At 45.4% G+C, this 17,812-nt stretch carries 13 protein-coding genes and 1 pseudogene; 6 read left to right on the top strand and 8 right to left on the bottom strand.

All coding sequences use genetic code 11. From position 1 onward, the window contains the following. The 7 genes and pseudogenes from VSQ61_RS19720 to VSQ61_RS19750 form a co-directional block, all read right to left on the bottom strand. Nucleotides 1–621, bottom strand: a pseudogene (locus VSQ61_RS19720) (hypothetical protein); the annotation flags it as partial. A 486-nt stretch (nt 622–1,107) separates the two neighbouring features. Beyond that, a complete protein-coding gene (locus VSQ61_RS19725; protein WP_334346077.1) occupies nt 1,108–2,139 on the bottom strand; it encodes a cell wall hydrolase in 1,032 nt (343 codons plus the stop codon). 215 nt (nt 2,140–2,354) lie between these two features. Further along, nucleotides 2,355–3,128 carry a TrmH family RNA methyltransferase gene (locus VSQ61_RS19730; RefSeq protein ID WP_334346078.1) on the bottom strand — a complete coding sequence of 258 codons (774 nt, stop codon included), beginning with the start codon at nt 3,126–3,128 and terminating at the stop codon, nt 2,355–2,357. 64 nt (nt 3,129–3,192) lie between these two features. After that, complete coding sequence (gene pfkA, locus VSQ61_RS19735) at nt 3,193–4,170, bottom strand: 6-phosphofructokinase (RefSeq protein ID WP_334346079.1); 978 nt, start codon at nt 4,168–4,170, stop codon at nt 3,193–3,195. 59 nt (nt 4,171–4,229) lie between these two features. Beyond that, nucleotides 4,230–7,718 (bottom strand): DNA polymerase III subunit alpha, encoded by a 3,489-nt coding sequence (locus VSQ61_RS19740; RefSeq protein ID WP_334346080.1) that lies wholly within the window; start codon nt 7,716–7,718, stop codon nt 4,230–4,232. Nucleotides 7,719–7,836: 118 nt separating this feature from the next. Continuing rightward, complete coding sequence (gene coaBC / locus VSQ61_RS19745) at nt 7,837–9,027, bottom strand: bifunctional phosphopantothenoylcysteine decarboxylase/phosphopantothenate--cysteine ligase CoaBC (protein ID WP_334346081.1); 1,191 nt, start codon at nt 9,025–9,027, stop codon at nt 7,837–7,839. A gap of 337 nt (nt 9,028–9,364) precedes the next feature. Then, nucleotides 9,365–10,288, bottom strand: coding sequence for a PDDEXK nuclease domain-containing protein (locus VSQ61_RS19750; protein ID WP_334346082.1), 924 nt, complete (start codon nt 10,286–10,288; stop codon nt 9,365–9,367). A gap of 209 nt (nt 10,289–10,497) precedes the next feature. Here VSQ61_RS19750 and VSQ61_RS19755 point away from each other — a divergent pair, with 209 nt between their 5' ends. Next, on the top strand, nt 10,498–11,133 hold the full coding sequence (locus VSQ61_RS19755; protein WP_334346083.1) for an ECF transporter S component: 636 nt from the start codon (nt 10,498–10,500) through the stop codon (nt 11,131–11,133). A gap of 136 nt (nt 11,134–11,269) precedes the next feature. Next, the gene (locus tag VSQ61_RS19760) at nt 11,270–12,046 is read left to right on the top strand and encodes a type III pantothenate kinase (protein WP_334346084.1); all 777 of its coding nucleotides are present in this window, start codon (nt 11,270–11,272) and stop codon (nt 12,044–12,046) included. Between the two features lie 15 nt (nt 12,047–12,061). On the opposite strand, the gene VSQ61_RS19765 is transcribed toward VSQ61_RS19760, so the two are convergent. Next, complete coding sequence (locus tag VSQ61_RS19765; protein ID WP_334346085.1) at nt 12,062–14,017, bottom strand: BglG family transcription antiterminator; 1,956 nt, start codon at nt 14,015–14,017, stop codon at nt 12,062–12,064. Between the two features lie 234 nt (nt 14,018–14,251). On the opposite strand from VSQ61_RS19765, the gene VSQ61_RS19770 reads away from it, so the two are divergent. The 4 genes from VSQ61_RS19770 (at nt 14,252) to VSQ61_RS19785 (ending at nt 17,795) form a co-directional block, all read left to right on the top strand. Then, entirely contained in the window at nt 14,252–14,569 is a 318-nt protein-coding gene (locus tag VSQ61_RS19770; RefSeq protein WP_334346086.1) for a PTS sugar transporter subunit IIB, read from the top strand. Between the two features lie 24 nt (nt 14,570–14,593). Next, the gene (locus VSQ61_RS19775; protein WP_334346087.1) at nt 14,594–15,826 is read left to right on the top strand and encodes a PTS sugar transporter subunit IIC; all 1,233 of its coding nucleotides are present in this window, start codon (nt 14,594–14,596) and stop codon (nt 15,824–15,826) included. A 154-nt stretch (nt 15,827–15,980) separates the two neighbouring features. Continuing rightward, nucleotides 15,981–16,340 (top strand): PTS sugar transporter subunit IIA, encoded by a 360-nt coding sequence (locus VSQ61_RS19780; RefSeq protein ID WP_334346088.1) that lies wholly within the window; start codon nt 15,981–15,983, stop codon nt 16,338–16,340. A 12-nt stretch (nt 16,341–16,352) separates the two neighbouring features. After that, complete coding sequence (locus tag VSQ61_RS19785; protein ID WP_334346089.1) at nt 16,353–17,795, top strand: glycoside hydrolase family 1 protein; 1,443 nt, start codon at nt 16,353–16,355, stop codon at nt 17,793–17,795. Nucleotides 17,796–17,812: the final 17 nt, after the last annotated feature.

The raw sequence follows: 17,812 nt of genomic DNA on the forward strand, positions 1-17,812 counted from the left end.
GCTGATGGAGATGGTTACGGAGCTGTTTAGGCTGTTATCCTGGACATAGCCGTGATCATCGGTTTTGATTCCGTTGATCTCTTCTACAGTTTTTCCTATGACGTATTGTTCAAAGGACTCTATCTGCTCATACCATTCTTTTCCGATTTCCGAAGCGGCTTTCATGCCGTAGCTGTCGCCCAGCTCTTTTTTTGTAGAGTATTGTGTGTTGGCCGGGGAGCCGATGGCGCCTGTATTGGAGATTTCAAGCTTTTGCTCTACCATGTCAATGCTGCATCCTATGATCCGGTCTTCTCCGTCTACGGCGACGGCTGCCGCTACCGTGCTTATTTCTGCCGAACCGTCCGTATCACCGGCATTTTGGGAACGATTCAGGTATGACACTATGCCGATTCCTGTCCGGTTGCTCTGATCGGTTTGTTCATTTTGATTTGTGCCGGATGTTGTATTTTGATTACTGTCCGTATTTTGCTGAGTGTTTCCATGGTTTGGCACTACGTTTTCCACCACTGTTCCCGATGAGCCGTTTTGTCTGTCGCCCGTATTGCCGTTTGGCTGGCTGCATCCGGACAATACCAGGGTTGTGAGTACTGCTGTTAGAAATAAAAATTGTTTTTTCATAACAAATTCCTCCATATAAAGTATTGCTGGTGTTTTCAGTAACAAGATCTAGTATATCCTGTTGCTTTTTTGCAATACTTTATAGAGGAATTTGTTTTTGGTAATCTGTGACTTTTGCACTCCTGAATCATGTTCTTTCGGCCTCAGCAGCAAATGCTTCGGCCTGTGCTGAATCATCACGGCATTTTACATATTTTTCTTTTTTTGATTTTCCTGAGCAGACAGAAGCTTATCCAAGTAAATGGATTTGAATTGTTTGCCTGCCAAGGCCGATGTATTCGGCTTCTTCCACGATGTGGCCGGCTCGCTCGTGATCCAGGATGTGCAGGGTGCCCGATACCGGAGCTCCCTAGGTGAACCAGTTAAATCCGGTCCTCCAGATTCTTGTAGGCGACTCTGCTCGCTAAATGTCCCATGATTTCTTCCTCATCTTTCTATTCCGGCAAAAAACTGCGGAGCCCACAGGCATTCCGCAGTTTTCCATTCCTAATAAAATACGTGACTCCCAATCACAATACTGTCTGACCCTGCTTCAACACCTGCTCTTCTAAAATGCGTGTAGCTTCCAATGGTAGTATACCCATTGATTGCCTCCTGAGCAGCCTGCATACAGCTTGCCTTTGGCGCTGCCAGATACCGGGTGATTGATCCATTGCTGACCGGTCCGAATTGTCCGGGTGCATAAATTACATCCGCAATGGTATTGGGATAGCGGGGACTCTTAACCCGGTTCATCACAACGGCTCCGATGGCCACCTGACCATCATAGGGCTGGCCGCCTCCCTCAGCCTGAATCAAGGCTGCCAGAAGCGTTACCTCGTTGCCATTGGCCTTAAAAGCATCCAACTGCTGTTTCAGCTTCTCCCGTTTTTCTTCGGCTTCTTTTTTCTTAATTTCATCCATGGTCATGGCTTCGCCCAGCTCATATTCTACACTGACATATTCTGCGGCCACATAACCCGTTTTTTCCTCCGCATACTGTATGTGAATCCACTCGGCTCCTTCCGTCTCCTCGCCGGCTACCACATCCAACTTCGTTCCTTCTCCTACGTTTTTCAGAATCTTTGCCTCCGTACTGGCTTCCTCACGAATCCGCAGTCCCGCCGTCAAAGCTGTCGCTACCGGTACTGCCTCTTCCTGAGCCTGCTCATAAGCCTCAAAGCCAAACAGCAAATATTCATTGTTTACATAGCCGTTCAGATTGCCCGATTGTATCCTCGTCCAACCGTCCAAACGCTCTACCACATCGCCGCCGTCGCCCTTGAACATACGTCCCAAAGCAGCGGATTCCGAATTGGGCTCTGAACGTACCGTTACATATTCTTCCACATTCGCAAGTACTTTATTTTCCCATTCATCTTCAATCTGCAGCTTCTCAAAGTCTTCTCCTGTCAAATCATCCATTACGGTACCAATACCAGCCGTTGTCTCCACATCCAAATCTTCAAATCCGGATGCCAGTATCCAAATCAGAAACAGACTTAAGAAAACAGGTACCTTCCTGCTGTTCCCTTTCATAAGAAACCTCCCTGTGTAATATCCGCACAATGTTTTGCTATATCTGGCTTAACCATATATTACAAATATTATGTTAAATATTACGATTTTGTTACGCAATTATTGTAGCAGGGTGAATGCCTCTTGTCAAGGGTTTGACTGCAAAAGTGGTGGCTAAAGGAACATTTTCGGCAAAAAACACAAAAAAAGTGGGGCCAAAAAGCCCCATTCTCCCATTATCGTCTCTGGCGGCAGGCTTCATACAGAAGGATTGCCGATGCTATGGACACATTTAGGGATTCCAGCTTTCCCTTCATGGGAATCCGAATCCGGGTATCCGCACCGGCTGCAAGGTCCGGACTCAGCCCGTTTGCCTCATTCCCCAGCAAAAAGGCTGTTCCCTTTGTATAATCTCCTTTTTCATAGCTCTGGCTCTCTCCCAGATAAGCTGCGAATGTGTATATTCCCGCCTGTCTCAGCTCCCTTAAAATCTCCTGCAGATCATTTGCCGGGAAAAAAGGCACCCGATATATGGACCCCATAGTGGAACGTATTGTCTTAGGATTGTACATATCCACACAATCCGGACTTAGAATCACGCCGTCCACGCCTGCTCCCTCTGCAGTGCGCATCATTGTCCCAAGGTTTCCCGGATCCTGAATGTTTTCCAGTATCAGCAGCAGAGGATTCTCATTTTGCAGAAGTTCTTTCAGAGAATAATGATACTGCCTTACCAGACAGAGTACTCCCTGAGGGGTCTGGGTATCGCACATGTTCTTAAACACGGAATCCTCCACTACTTCACATGGAATATCCTCCGCCGCCTTTCCCCCCAGCCGCTTTTCCACATAGCTCTCTGAGAAATACGCTTTCACAATCCGCTCTCTCGGAGCTTCCAGAAACATCTTAGTCCCCTCTGCCACAAAGACGTCCTGAGCGTTTCTGTGTTTCGCTTTTTTGTTTAGTTGAATAACCTGCTTTACCTGCTGATTTGCGGTGCTGGTAATCATATACCGGTTTCCTTTCTCACACACAAAAGGCTCTTGCATCTATATTACAAATAAGCTTGTAATGTTAATGCCTGGAAAGAGACTGAGCAATCTCATACTGGTAAGGATCAATACCCTTATCCATATCCAGCGCCTCGTTAATATCAAAGTCCTGGAACCTGCCATGCTGATAGCCCACTACCCGGTTTGTCTTCCCTGCACAGAGCAGATCCGCCGCCATGGCTCCCATCATGGACGCATATACCCGGTCCTTACAGGTAGGGCTTCCGCCTCTCTGCATGTGACCCAAAATAGTGGCTCTGGTCTCGATTCCTGTAGCCGCCTCAATTCGGCGGGCCATACTGGTGGAATGTCCCACGCCCTCTGCATTTACAATAATATGGTGCTTCTTTCCACGCTTCCGGTTGGCAATAATATTATTGATGATCTCCTGCTCATCATAGTTATAATTTTCCGGAAGAAGAATATCCTCGGCTCCATTGGCAATGCCGCACCAGAGTGCAATGTATCCGGCATTTCTTCCCATAACCTCTATAATACTGCATCGTTCATGGGAGGTAGAAGTATCCCGCACCTTGTCAATGGCTTCCATAGCCGTATTTACCGCCGTGTCAAAGCCAATGGTATACTCTGTACAGGAAATATCCAGATCAATGGTTCCCGGTACGCCTACGGTGTTAACGCCAAGGTTCGCCAATGCCTGTGCCCCCTTGAAAGAACCGTCTCCGCCAATGACCACAATTCCGTCAATCCCATGGTTCCGGCAGATCTCGGCACCTCTCTCCTGTCCCTCTTTTGTCATAAACTCTTTGCAGCGGGCCGTAAAGAGAATCGTACCTCCCCGTTCAATGGTGTTGGATACATCATTGGCTGTCATATCTATTATTTCTTCATTTAGCAGGCCTGAATAGCCCTTTCGAATTCCCTTAACCTTTTTTCCGTTAGCAAGGGCTTTTCTGACAACGGCACGAATGGCTGCATTCATTCCCGGTGCATCGCCGCCGCTGGTTAATACTCCAATGGTGTTGATCTCTTTTGTCATGATTTCCTCCTTTTAACGCACTTGCTCTGTATCTGCCTTGTGGCTAATCTGTAAATATTTTAATGCATTCTTCCCAGCTTTTCAATACGTTTCTCCACAACTTTCACATTCTCTTCGCCAAAACGCTCCCGAAGCTTTATGAGCAGTGTCCCCTCCGCCTGAACATTCCGCCCTGCTCCCAACCGCTTTGTCCTTTTCTCCGCAGCTGCATAAAGCACAACGGGATCATTGCCGTCGCTGTCATGAAGCAGCTCCAAAAGCTCCGGTTCCTCCGCTATACAAGACGCCTGATCGGAAAACTGAATCCACAGCTCCCGTTTTCCCTCGTCAAAAGAAAAAATCCGGTCACAGATAAGCTTGCTTGCTTTCTCCTCTTCCACACTTACATGACCGCCCACAAATACCTTGGCCTCCTCTGTAAGCATACCCGAATTGCGTTCATAGATGTTGGGAAATACGATCACCTCTACGGTTCCAACCAGATCCTCTATCTGCAGAAATGCCATGACCCGGTTATTTTTGGTATACTTAATGGTTTTTCCGGTAATCATTCCTCCAATCACCACGATCTCCCCATCCCTTACCCGGGTCTTATTCGTCTCCTCATCCAGCTGAAAATCCGTAGTAACCGCTGTAATATTCTTTTTCCATCTCTCCTCATATTCTTCCAGAGGATGACCGCTGATGTAAACCCCCAGAACCTCCTTTTCAAAGGCCAGCAAAAGTTCCTTTTTATATTCCTCTGCCTTTGGAAGCTGAATCTTGAAATTCTGCTTTTCCTCCTCATCCACAAAATCAAAAAGACTCATCTGTCCGGTCATCACCGTCTTGCGGCTCTGGGCCGCACTGTCCATGATTCCTCCGTAAGCCATCATATACTGCTGCCGATTGCCCCCCAGGCTGTCCATGGCACCTGCCTTAATCAGATTCTCTATAGTCTTTTTGTTGACTTCCTTTCCTGACATCCGTTCAATAAAGTCCGTCAGGCTTTTAAACGGCCCGCCAAGCTTCCGTTCTGCCACAATGCTTTCCACCACCGGGCGGCCAATACTTTTAATTGCAGACAGGCCGTAACGGATGGACTTTCCCGATATGGAAAATGCCGACTCTCCCTCATTGATATCCGGCGGCAATATGGCAATATTCATCTGGCGGCAGCTTAAGATATATTCCGATACCTTACCCGGATTATCAATCACGGAAGTCATCAATGCCGCCATAAACTCTACCGGATAATAATACTTAAGATAAGCCGTCTGATAGGCAACCACCGCATAAACCACCGCATGGGATTTGTTGAAAGCATATTTTGCAAAATCCGTCATTTCATCAAAAATCTTATGGGCCGTCTTTTCGGAGATCCCATTGCTGATGCAGCCGGGCACTCCCTCCTCCGGATTGCCATAGACAAAGTTCTGCCGTTCTTTTTCCATAACGGCCGCCTTTTTCTTGGACATGGCACGGCGAACCAGATCACTCCTCCCCAGGGTGTAGCCTGCCAGCCGCTGAACAATCTGCATAACCTGCTCCTGATAGACGATACAGCCATAGGTGGGCTCCAGAATCTCCTCGAGCTGCGGGCAATCATAGGAGATAGTCTCCGGATGATCCTTGCCCCGGATATATTGGGGAATAAAATCCATGGGTCCAGGACGATACAGGGCGATCCCGGCAATCACATCCTCAAGATTCTGTGGCCGCAGATTCTTCATAAAGTTCTTCATGCCGGCACTCTCCAGCTGGAACACGCCGTCTGTCTTTCCGGTTCCTATGGAGGCAAATACCTCCTTATCATCATAATCGATTCGATCCATATCCAGATAATTCCCCGTACTCTTTTCCGACAGCTTTGCCGCATCCTGTATCACGGTCAGAGTCCGAAGCCCCAGGAAATCCATCTTCAGAAGTCCAAGCTCTTCCAGAGTAGTCATAGTAAACTGGGTGGTGAGGGAACCGTCTGTAGCCCGGGAAAGGGGCACATATTCATCTACGGCTTTCTGGCAGATGACAACGCCTGCCGCATGCATGGAGGTATGGCGGGGCAGGCCCTCCAGACGCATGGACATATCCACCAGTTCATGTACCTGCGGATCTTTCTCATAGCTGTCCCGAAATTCCGGATTCATCTTAAGTGCATCCTTAAGGGTGATGGTTCTTCCCTGCTCCGTAGGAATCATTTTGGCAATGGAATCCACAAAGGCATAGGGCAGATCCATAACACGGCCCACATCCCGCAGCACGCCCCGGGCTGCCATGGTTCCAAAGGTGACGATCTGGGCCACCCGATCCTTGCCGTATTTCCTCACCACATAGTCGATAACCTCCTGCCGGCGTTCAAAGCAAAAATCAATATCAATATCCGGCATGGATACACGCTCCGGATTCAGAAAACGCTCAAAGAGAAGCTGATAACGCATGGGATCGATATTGGTAATATGCATCACGTAGGATACGATACTTCCCGCTGCAGAACCTCGCCCCGGCCCTACGGCGATTCCATTGTCACGGGCATATTTGATAAAATCCCATACAATCAGGAAATAATCCACATATCCCATATTTTTGATAACGCCCAGCTCATATTCCAGACGCTTCTTTCTGGTTCCGTCATCCTCCGGATAGCGTTCCTTTAAGCCCTCAAAGCAGATCTGATTCAGGTATTCCCAGGAGGTAAGACCCTCGGGAACATCAAACCTTGGCAGCTTTGTGACGCCGAATTCAATCTCCACATTGCAACGCTCGGCTATCTTCCCTGTATTCTCCAACGCTTCCTTTGCATAGGGAAATAAAGCCTCCATCTCCTCCGGGGACTTTACATAGTATTGGCCGCCCTCATATCGCATTCTGTCCTCGTCCTGCAGCTTTTTGGCCGTCTGGATACAGAGAAGTATGTCATGGGGCTTCACATCTTCCGCATAGGTGTAATGGATGTCATTGGTTGCTGCCAGAGGGATATTAAGCTCCCTGCTCATTCTAAGGAGTGCCTGATTTACTGTTTTCTGCTCCGCAATGCCATGATCCTGAAGCTCAAGAAAATAATTTCCCTTTCCAAATACGCCCTCATATTTCAGTGCCGTTTTTTTCGCTTCATCGTAAAGGCCCTTTACAATATAACGCTGGACCTCTCCCGCCAGGCAGGCACTTAAGGCTATGATCCCCTCATGATATTGCTGCAAGACTTCCATATCCACTCGGGGGCGGTAGTAAAAGCCCTCTACATAGCCCTTGGAGACAATTTTTATTAAATTCGCATAGCCCTCGTTATTTTCCGCCAGCAGCACCAAATGGTAGTATCGATCCTCTCCGCCTGAGGTCTCCTTATCAAAACGGGAATTCGGTGCCACATAGACTTCACATCCCAGGATCGGCTTCACTCCCTCTGCTCTTGCCGCCCGATAGAAATCGATTACGCCGAACATGGCTCCGTGGTCTGTGATGGCGGCCGCATCCATTCCTAATTCTTTTACTCGTGCTACGTATTCTTTTATCTTATTGGAACCATCCAAAAGGCTGTATTCCGTATGGGTATGCAAATGCACAAATGACATGCCGTTTCCTCCGTAATTTATAACGTAACTCTTTTATCTCTTACATACAATTCACGCCCTTAACAAATAAAAGCTTTGCAAAAACTGGCGTGGGTGTAAATGATAGCTAAAATTATCCTTAAAGGCCGTAACGGATTGCATCCAAAATTCGGTGGGCCGCTTCTTCCTTGCTCATTAGCTCTAAGGGGACCTCTTTTTCCTTGGTGAGCAGGGTGATACGGTTGGTATTGGCGCCAAAGCCTGCCCCCTCTTCCCGAAGACTGTTGGCACAGATCAGATCGCAGTTCTTGGCTTGCAGCTTTTTTCTGGAATTCTCAAGCAAGTCTTCTGTCTCCATGGCAAAGCCACAGAGGATCTGTCCCTCTTTCTTATGCTCTCCCAGATATTTCAGGATATCCCTTGTCCGCTTCAGTTCTATGATTAAATCCTGATCGGATTTTTTCAGCTTATTTTCTGCCGTAACCGCAGGAGTATAATCAGCCACTGCGGCCGCCTTGATAATATAGTCCATGTCATTTGCTTCTTTTGTCACTGCTTCAAACATGTCCTCTGCGGAAACTACTGGCAATGTCCGAACAAACATTGGCGGTTCCGCTTCCGTATGGGCTGCTACAAGGGTGACTTCTGCTCCTCGCAGCATGGCGGCCCTTGCCAGGGCGAAGCCCATTTTTCCGCTGGAGTGATTGGTGATGAATCTCACCGGGTCAATGGATTCTCTGGTGGCTCCTGCAGTAATCAGCACTTTTTTTCCTGCCAGATCTTTTTCAAATGCAATCTCTCTTAAAATATGCTCCAGAAGCACCTGTTCTTCGGGCATTCGGCCGTCGCCCTCATCGCCGTTGGCTAACATGCCCCTGTCGGGAGGAATGATCTCATAGCCGAAATGTGCCAGTTTGGTCAGGTTATCCTGGACGATGGGGTTGTGGTACATGTGGTGGTTCATGGCCGGGGATATGAGCTTTTTGCAGGGGCAGGCCATGATGGTGGTGGTCAGCATGTCATCTGCAATGCCATTTGCTATCTTTCCAATCACGTTGGCGGATGCAGGGGCGATGAGAACTACGTTCGCCTGCTTGGCCAAAGCCACATGCTCTACGCTGTACTGGAAGTTTCGGTCAAAGGTGTCAATGAGACACTTGTTACCGGTCAGACTTTCAAAGGTGATTGGGTTGATGAAGTTGGCGGCGTTTTTTGTCATTAGTACCTGGACATTGCATTCTAGCTTTTTCAGCATTCTGGCCAGGTTTGCGATTTTATAGGCGGCGATACTGCCGGTTACGGCGAGTACGGCTGTTTTTCCTTTTAACATAAGTGTGGACTCCTTTTTGCTGTTTACCGGACGGGGATGCCGCAAAGTAAGACAGAGGAATTTTCCATATCCGTGTTCGGACGGTTCACGTACACCCTGTCTTCTCAGGGCGGACATTACCTTGGACACTTTTTAAATTTTTAAGCTTTTTTGGCAATGTTCGCCCGTATCAGACAGAATGTACGTGAACAGCCGGACACTTGATATCGGAAATTTCCTCTGTCTTACTTTGCAGCATCCCCTGTTTTTGGCTGTGGTTTGTTTTTTGTTTTGGGACTGTTTTTAGTATAGCATATCGCAGTTCTTGACTGCAATCAAACTTATCAAAATGTCCCTCTCAGTTTACAGTATTCTCACTCAATCCCTGCTCCAGTTCTTCTATTGTAGGCAACGTACCCTTGAAATCTTTAGGCATCAACGCATTTAATTCATATTCAGATATTCCTATCGGTTCTGTGGAGGTTTCAACTGCATATTTTGCCAATATATTATCCTTGGTCTTGCAGATAAGAAGTCCTATTGTCTGTGTATCACCTTTACCCTTGAGAGTATGGTTTACCGCTGATACGTATGTGGCAGTCTGCGAAATAAATCCTGGTTCAAATTCCACAATTTTTACTTCAACAACTACATAACAATGCCGCTTTATGTTGTAGAATAGCATATCGACGTACTGCTCTGTATTCCCAATCTGCAATCGGTATTCTCTTCCTACAAATGCAAATCCGGTTCCGAGTTCCATCAAAAAATTCAGCAAAACCGCCCTTGACCAGTTATTTTCAATAACTTTATTAATGTAAAAATTAAATTTTTTCGGATTATCATGACACTTATCTATCAATACCTTTATATGTCCCCAGGGAATCATAAAAACATTATTTGATGCCATTTCAAATTGTTCCTCAACTTGGGGAACAATTTTATTATCACTGTTTTCCAAAAATCTTTCCCCAACTTGGGGAACAGTTTCAATGTTCTTAAAAAGTCCATAAAAACGCATCATGTAACGCAAATTAGTAGGAGAAAATCCTTTTGCATTCGGAATAATATCTGACATATCCATACTCATATTTTTGAAAAACTTACTTCCCCATTTACTGTCCGCACGCTTTTCTGTAATATCTTTCCCTACTGACCAATAATACATAAGCATCTCGTTGTTTACACGAATGGAAGCTTTTATCTGGCTCTTTCTGTATCTTTCTCCAAGTTCTTGTATCCAACTTCTATATTCCTCATCAAGCCGCATTAATTCGCTCATAATTTTACCCTCTTCCGATATTTTCTATTATTCTGCCTTGCATCATGCCATTACACGATTGCTAAATTGCTGTTTTGTTTTCGTGTTCTGGTAATACAATAACATAAAAAGTTTATTTTTTTGTATATTTTTTTTCGGATTTGTGGTATAAAGGTAGATGTATTGTATCTCCCTTTGGAGAATAATAACATTTAGGAGGAAAATTGAATATGGAGAAATCAAGAAAAGACACTCGTTGGATGGTCAGTGTTGCACTTATGGCTGCGATTGTGATTCTGCTGGCGAATACGCCGCTGGGGATGATTCAGCTTCCGATTATTAAGGCAACAACTGTGCATATTCCGGTGATTATCGGGGCAATTCTTTTGGGACCCTCGGCCGGGGCGATTTTAGGCAGTGTATTTGGAATCTGTTCTATGATCAGTAATACTACTGCACCTACTTTGCTTTCTTTTGCTTTTTCGCCCTTTCTTGCGGAGGATCTCTTAGGCATTGTTAAGGCTCTCTGGATCGCCATAGGCTGCCGGATTTTGATTGGCGTTGTGGCCGGATGGGTATGGATTGGTCTTAAGAAGCTTAAAGTTACTCCCTGGGCTGCTCTTCCCCTTACCGGATTTGTGGGGTCTATGACAAATACGGTCCTTGTTATGGGCAGCATCTATCTGCTTCTGGCTTCACAATATGCATCTGCGAAAGATGTGGCTTTGGATGCCGTGTGGGGACTGATTATGGCGACTGTGACGGCTTCGGGGATTCCGGAGGCGATTGCGGCGGCTGTTCTGGTGACGGCTCTTGGAAAGGCTCTTTTGGTATTTTTCCGGAGACAGATGGCTGCAGCTCGTTAGTTTTAATTTACAAATAGTATTACCCTCTGTAGGTGAATGCTTTTTCCTACAGAGGGTATTCCTTGTTATATACCTGCCAGTCACGGGCAGTTAAAAATGAAAGATATATCCTAACAGAAAGAAAAGGAACTTAAAAATGATTTTAACTATAGATATCGGAAATACAAATATTGTAATCGGATGTTTTGATAAGAAGTGTCTGCTCTTTCAAGAACGCTTTGAGACGAATCACCAGTCTGCCAGTTTGGAATACGCCGTGATTCTTCGGGAAACCTTTTCCCTTTATGGCATTGACACTTCCAATATCGAGGGTGGAATCATTTCTTCCGTCGTTCCCTCCGTTACAGATACCATCAAAGTTGCGGTGGAACGGTTTACCGGCTCCAGTTTTTTGGTGGTAGGCCCTGGTATCAAAACGGGACTTAAGATGGAAGTGGACAATCCTGCCCAACAGGGAAGTGATCTGGTGGTAGGGGCTGTTGCCGGTATTCACAATTATCCTGTTCCTCAGATTCTGATCGATATGGGTACGGCTACTACGGTTTCGGTCATCAATCAAGATAAGGCTTTTATCGGGAAGATGATTCTGCCGGGTGTTGCCATCTCTCTGGATGCTCTTTCTTCCCATACTGCTCAGCTTCCCACGGTATCTATTGATCCCCCCCGAAAGCTGATTGGCAGCAATACGGTGGACTCTATTAAGAGCGGCATTCTCTATGGCAATGCCGGAGCCTTAGACGGACTCATTGACCGCATTGAGCAGGAGCTTGGAGAATCCTGTACTGTTGTTGCCACCGGCGGACTATCCCCTGTGATTACGCCTCTGTGCAGACATCAGATTCTTTTGGATGAGGCTCTGCTTTTAAAGGGACTTTTACTTCTTTATGAAAAAAATTGTAATTCCCAAGGGTAAAGGAAGAAAGCTTTCCTAAACCCCCATATCCTCCTGCTGAATATTTTGATAAATAAGCGACTCAAATTCTTGAAAGGAATTGCAATTACGCACTTCCTGTATCATGGTATCCTCCCCAAACTGGGAAATCAGTGCCTCATACAGGAGACGAAAGTTCTTCTTATCCGCCTTATTGATGGCAAGCAGCAGTACCAGATTCACCGTATTATTTCCCCACAAAATTCCCTTTTTTGAAATAGCAAGGGCAATACTGGTCTTTATGGCATCCATATAAGCAGAATGGGGAATCGCAATATTTCCAAAAGCCGTTGTCGCCGCATATTCCCGCTTCAAAACCTTTTCCTCAAAATCCTTATGCGTATAATTCTTTTCCTGAAGCTTTCGGCAAAGGCAGGCTATCACTTCTTTCCAATCTGCACATTCCGGATTGATGAGGGTCAAATCTTCCTCAAAAAAAGTGTGAAAGCAGGTTCGTAATTTATAATTGCTATAAAACAGTTCATGCTTTGCCAGGGCCTCCTGGATAATGTGATACTGAGCCATAAGATTAAAGGGCATCAGCTTTACCACGGTGTATTCCTTGCAAAAGCCCTCCTGAACCGGAATGGTAGTAAAAAGCATTTTAAAGAGCGTTTCCTTTGTCCTTTCCGTCAATTCCTCCAACTCTTCTACATTATGCACGGTTCCAATCAGCTTGATTTGATTTCCAAAGGAAAGCATCAGCTTATTGGAAAGCTCAATACAAAGATTCTGATAATCGGGGCACAGAAGCACAGCCGAAATCTTGGAATTGTTCACATTCTGCCGTTCGATCTCGGCCCCGATGTGTATAGCAAGAAATGCAATCTCATCCTCGGGAATGGCAACGTGATACCTCTCCATCAAATCCAGTCCCACAAAAATTGCCATATCAAAGATCGTCGGGCTGTTGCGTTTGATGGATTCCGTCAGAGGATTCGCCGCCGGACGTCCCTCCCTCACCCGAAACAGCATATTCTTAAGATGGAGACAAAAAGGGGCAAAAAAGGATTCACCCGACAAATCAAACAGATACAGATTGCTGATTTGCTCCATATAATAATGAGTCAAATCTACAATCTCTTCCCCTGCAATCTCCTTTAGATTCTCACTGGTTCCTGACAGCGTGTAGCTTGCATTTGCCTTAATCAGCATATATATTTCAAATCGTTCCGATTCATTCAGACGGATCTGAAAGCCCTCCTCCAGATCCCCGCAGAGTGTATTCAAAAGCTTCTCTTCCCGTTCATTCTCCACTGCAAAATTAGATGGGCAGGAATCCAGAAAATTTCCGTTTAGTTCCCGTTCTACCAGAATCACCAGATGGAGCATCATGTTAATGGCGGCAAAATCATTTAAATAGAAATCATTCTTTTTAAAATCGGACACCACAATCTGATTTAACTTGTCAATATCAATGCCGGAAAAACATTCTTTCAATTGTCTTGTATCCATAAAACTAGTTCCGGATTCTTCATTCAAAATATAGCTGATGAGCTTCCGCTTATCTTTTTCTTTTCCTTTCATGCGTACACAGTCATTTTCACAGATAAATTCCACCTGATAAGAAGCAAAGGTCTTATTCATCCTGGAAATGACTCCTTTGATGGTAGAATAGCTGACACACAGGCTGTCACACAGTTCAAACAGATCCAGGCGGGAGTTATGCCCCAGAATCAACTGCTTAATAATATAGAAAGCACGTTCATCAAAGGTCTGGGGAATCTCATCCTCTCTGTCATCCATCAGGAAAGCGGAGGTAATCTGATTGTTGATCCGGTAACCGTTTCGGGAAGAAAGGATAATCTTTTTATCATAGAGAGAATTGATTTCCTTTACATGGTTTTTTACAGATCGGACAGAAATGGAAAGAGCCTCCGAAATCTCCAAGCTGGTCTGTGGTTTATTCTGAGCTAATAGATATTTTAACAATTCACTTAAATTTTTCTGCACAAAAACAGCCTCCCCGTCCCATATCTGCATTACCTTGTTTCTCTATTTTTTCATTATAAGCATAAAACCCAAGGACGGACAACCAGAAAATTGCACTCCAAAGTGCAAAAGGCTGATGAAATCACTTGCACCGGACAGTGCAAAAGACAAGTTGAGGGACACCGAAAAATTATGGATAATGGCCTTAGCAAAACAAACATACCAGGGTTTGTAATACGGAAAGGAGAACAAGATATGGAAAACTTAAAAATCTTATTGTGCTGCGGTGCCGGCATGTCCAGCGGATTCCTGGCAAGCAATGCCAGAAAGGTAGCAAAGAAACAGAAGCTCTCGGTCAGCGTGGAGGCAAGAAGCCATTCGGAGGTGGCGGAACATCTGAATTACATTGACGTGCTTCTCATTGGCCCTCACTATGCCATGGAGTTAGATAACTTTAAGGAAACGGCGGCCCCCTACGCCGTTAAGGTAGGCGTGATTCCTCAGGATGTGTACGCTTCCTTAGACGGTGCCCGGCTGATTGAACTGGCAAAGAAGCTTGCAGAGGAAAACTAATACATTAAGAAAAGGGAGAGACTCATGAATAAACTGATGAACTGGCTGAGTGAAAGCTTTGCACCCAATGCCAACAAATTATTTTCAAAGCCCTGGATTGCGGCTGTCTCCGCATCCATGCAGAAAGTTGTTCCATTCATTTTGACAGGCTCTTTGATTTATTTTTATAATGTAATCAAATCCTTTGTTCCGGCATTGCCGGATTTGTCACCCATTGCCAACTACAGCTTTGGACTTATTTCCATTATGATTGCTTTTATGATGGCAAATCAGTGTATGGAAAAGCTTCAGCATCCGGCCTATACCATTAACGCCGGCCTGGTAGCAATCTGTATCATGCTTATGGTTTCCACTCCAAGCGAGGAGATGGCTGACAGCTTCTCCGGTTTTCTGGGAAATGTGGGACCGACGGGTATTGCAGTCGGTATGATTTGCGGGTTATTTACAGCCCTTGTATTCCATCTTTGGGCAAAGCTTAAGTTTCTGGAGAACAGCAGTATTCCGGACTTTGTGGTGTCCTGGATTAATGTGATCATTCCCAATATTATCGTGCTTGGGGTAACTATGGTACTGATATTCCACCTGAGAATCAACGTGCTTGACATTATCATTGGTATTTTTATGCCTTTGACAAAAGTAGCCCAGACGCTGCCCGGCTTTATTCTGATTTCCCTGTTGTATGCCTTTTTCTATACTCTGGGAATCTCCACCTGGCTCTGGAATGCACTTACCACACCGATTTTTATGGTTGCAATCCAGGAAAATATTGATGCGGTAGCAGCCGGGGGCGTGGCAACAAATATTGTAACCTCGGAAGCATTCTTTACAATGGCATTTATCACCATGGGCGGTGTCTGTGCCACACTGGGACTCAATATTCTCATGTGCTTCTCAAAATCCAGGCAGTTAAAGATGCTTGGCAGAGTATTTATCGCACCCTCAATTTTTAATATCAATGAGCCTATGATGTTTGGAGCTCCCATTGTCTTTAACCCGATTTTAATGCTTCCTGCCTGGATCAATGCCATTATCGGACCTACATATGTATGGATCTTAATGAGCACGGGCCTTTTGAAGATTCCGTCCATGATGGTACAGGTGGGACAGATTCCGGCACCGGCATCCAGTGTGATGATCACACAGGATATGAGAGCTATTTTATGGTGGGCAGTATTACTGGTGATTTACACTGCCGTCTGGTATCCGTTCTACAAGGTATTTGAAAAGAACAAGCTGGCGGAGGAAGCCGCAGCATAAACCAATAATTATTATTATTACGGAACTATAATCAGTAATGTCACTCACAGTGCACAAATCAATTTACAGACATATGTACTTGTGGCTGGAAATTGATTTAGGCAAAGGTGTACTGTGAGTGATATTACGGAACTATAAATAGGAGGCAGAGTTTATGAGCGAATTGGAAAAGGAAGTATTGGAAGAGCAGGAAGAAAGCGAACTGGTTCCCGTAGCCATGCAGATTATTATGCATGCCGGAGATGCAAGAATTAAGATAACAGAGGCTCTAAAGACAGCCAAAAAGTTTGATTTTGAAAAAGCAGCAACAGAAATGAGAGAAGCAAAGAGGGAGATCACCCTGGCCCACAACTGTCAGACGGAAATTATCCAAAACGAAGCAAGCGGTATCAGCTACGGTTTCTCCCTGCTGTTTGCCCATGCCCAGGATACCCTGATGACGATTAATTCCGAAGTAAGAATGGCGGAAGAAATGATCGATATTCTGAGACTGCTTCACGAAAAATGCAGATAGGAGGGAATCAGAATGAAGAAAGAATTTCCCAAGGGGTTTCTGTGGGGGGCATCCACCAGTGCTTACCAGGTGGAGGGTGCTGCCTATGAGGATGGCAAAAAGGCCTCCCAGCAGGATGTGATCAATCATGAAAATTATGAAAAACACGGCTTTGCCAATGCGGATATTGCCAGTGACCACTACCATCATTTTAAAGAGGATGTTGCTCTGATGAAAGAAATGGGATTTTCAGCCTATCGCTTTTCCATTGCCTGGTCAAGAGTGTTTCCCGATGGTGTGGGCGATGTCAATGAAAAGGGGATCCAATTCTATCGGGATCTGATTGATGAACTGATCCGAAATGATATTGAGCCCATTGTAACTTTGTATCACTATGATCTTCCCTGGACTCTGGTAGAAAAATATGACGGCTGGATTGACCGGCAGGTGGTGGCTGATTTTGAATATTATGCCCGGTACGTGATCAACGAATTCAAGGACAAGGTTAAATACTGGACCACCATCAATGAGCAGAGCATTATTGTCCAGTATATTGAGCAAAAGTGTTTTATTCCGGAAAAATACCGTGGAAATAACCAGATACGGTATCAGATCAATCATCATATGAATCTGGCACATGCCATTGCCTGTAAGCTGGTCCACGAACTGGTGCCCGGCGGAATGGTGGGGGCTGCTCTCGGCTACGCACCCGTCTATCCTCTTTCTTCCTCTCCGCAGGATATGATGGCCGCACAGAATGCCCATGATCTGCGTAATGCATTTTATCTGGATATTTATTTCAAAGGATTTTATACGAAATCCGCTATGATTTATCTGGAGGAACACGGGCTTGCACCGGTGATTGAACCCGGAGACATGGAGCTTATTGAAGAGGGCGAATCCGATTTCCTTGCTCTGAACTATTATTACAGTGATTGTGCCAAGGCGTGCCCCTTAGACGCAGGAAAAGAAATCAGCTATGGCGGCGTGAATCTGTCCGGAAAGAAAGGGGAAATGTCTGGCTTTGAGACACATCCGGGATTTTACGAGATGTGCAAGAATCCGAATCTTGACACCACGGACTGGGATTGGTCCATTGATCCTACAGGTCTGGAATATCTGTTCCGTGATATCTATATGCGTTACAATAAACCTCTGATGATAACGGAAAATGGTATGGGTGCCTTTGATACCTTAACGGAGGATGGAAAGATTCATGATGACTATCGGATACAGTACTTAAGAGAACATATTAAGGCCATGAAAAGAGCTATGGACTATGGTGTAGAAATACTGGCTTACTGCCCCTGGTCAGCACTGGATTTGATTTCCACCAGCAATGGGGTGAAAAAACGCTACGGCTTCATCTATGTAGATCGGACGGATGATGATCCCAAAGAGTGTAAGCGTTTGAAAAAGGATTCCTTTTATTGGTATCAGAAAGTTCTGAAATCAAATGGGGACGAGCTGGATTAAAGCATCAAAAGCAGGAA

The organism is Candidatus Merdisoma sp. JLR.KK006, from assembly GCF_036941035.1.
In the GTDB taxonomy this organism is placed as follows: Bacteria; Bacillota; Clostridia; order Lachnospirales; family Lachnospiraceae; genus Laedolimicola.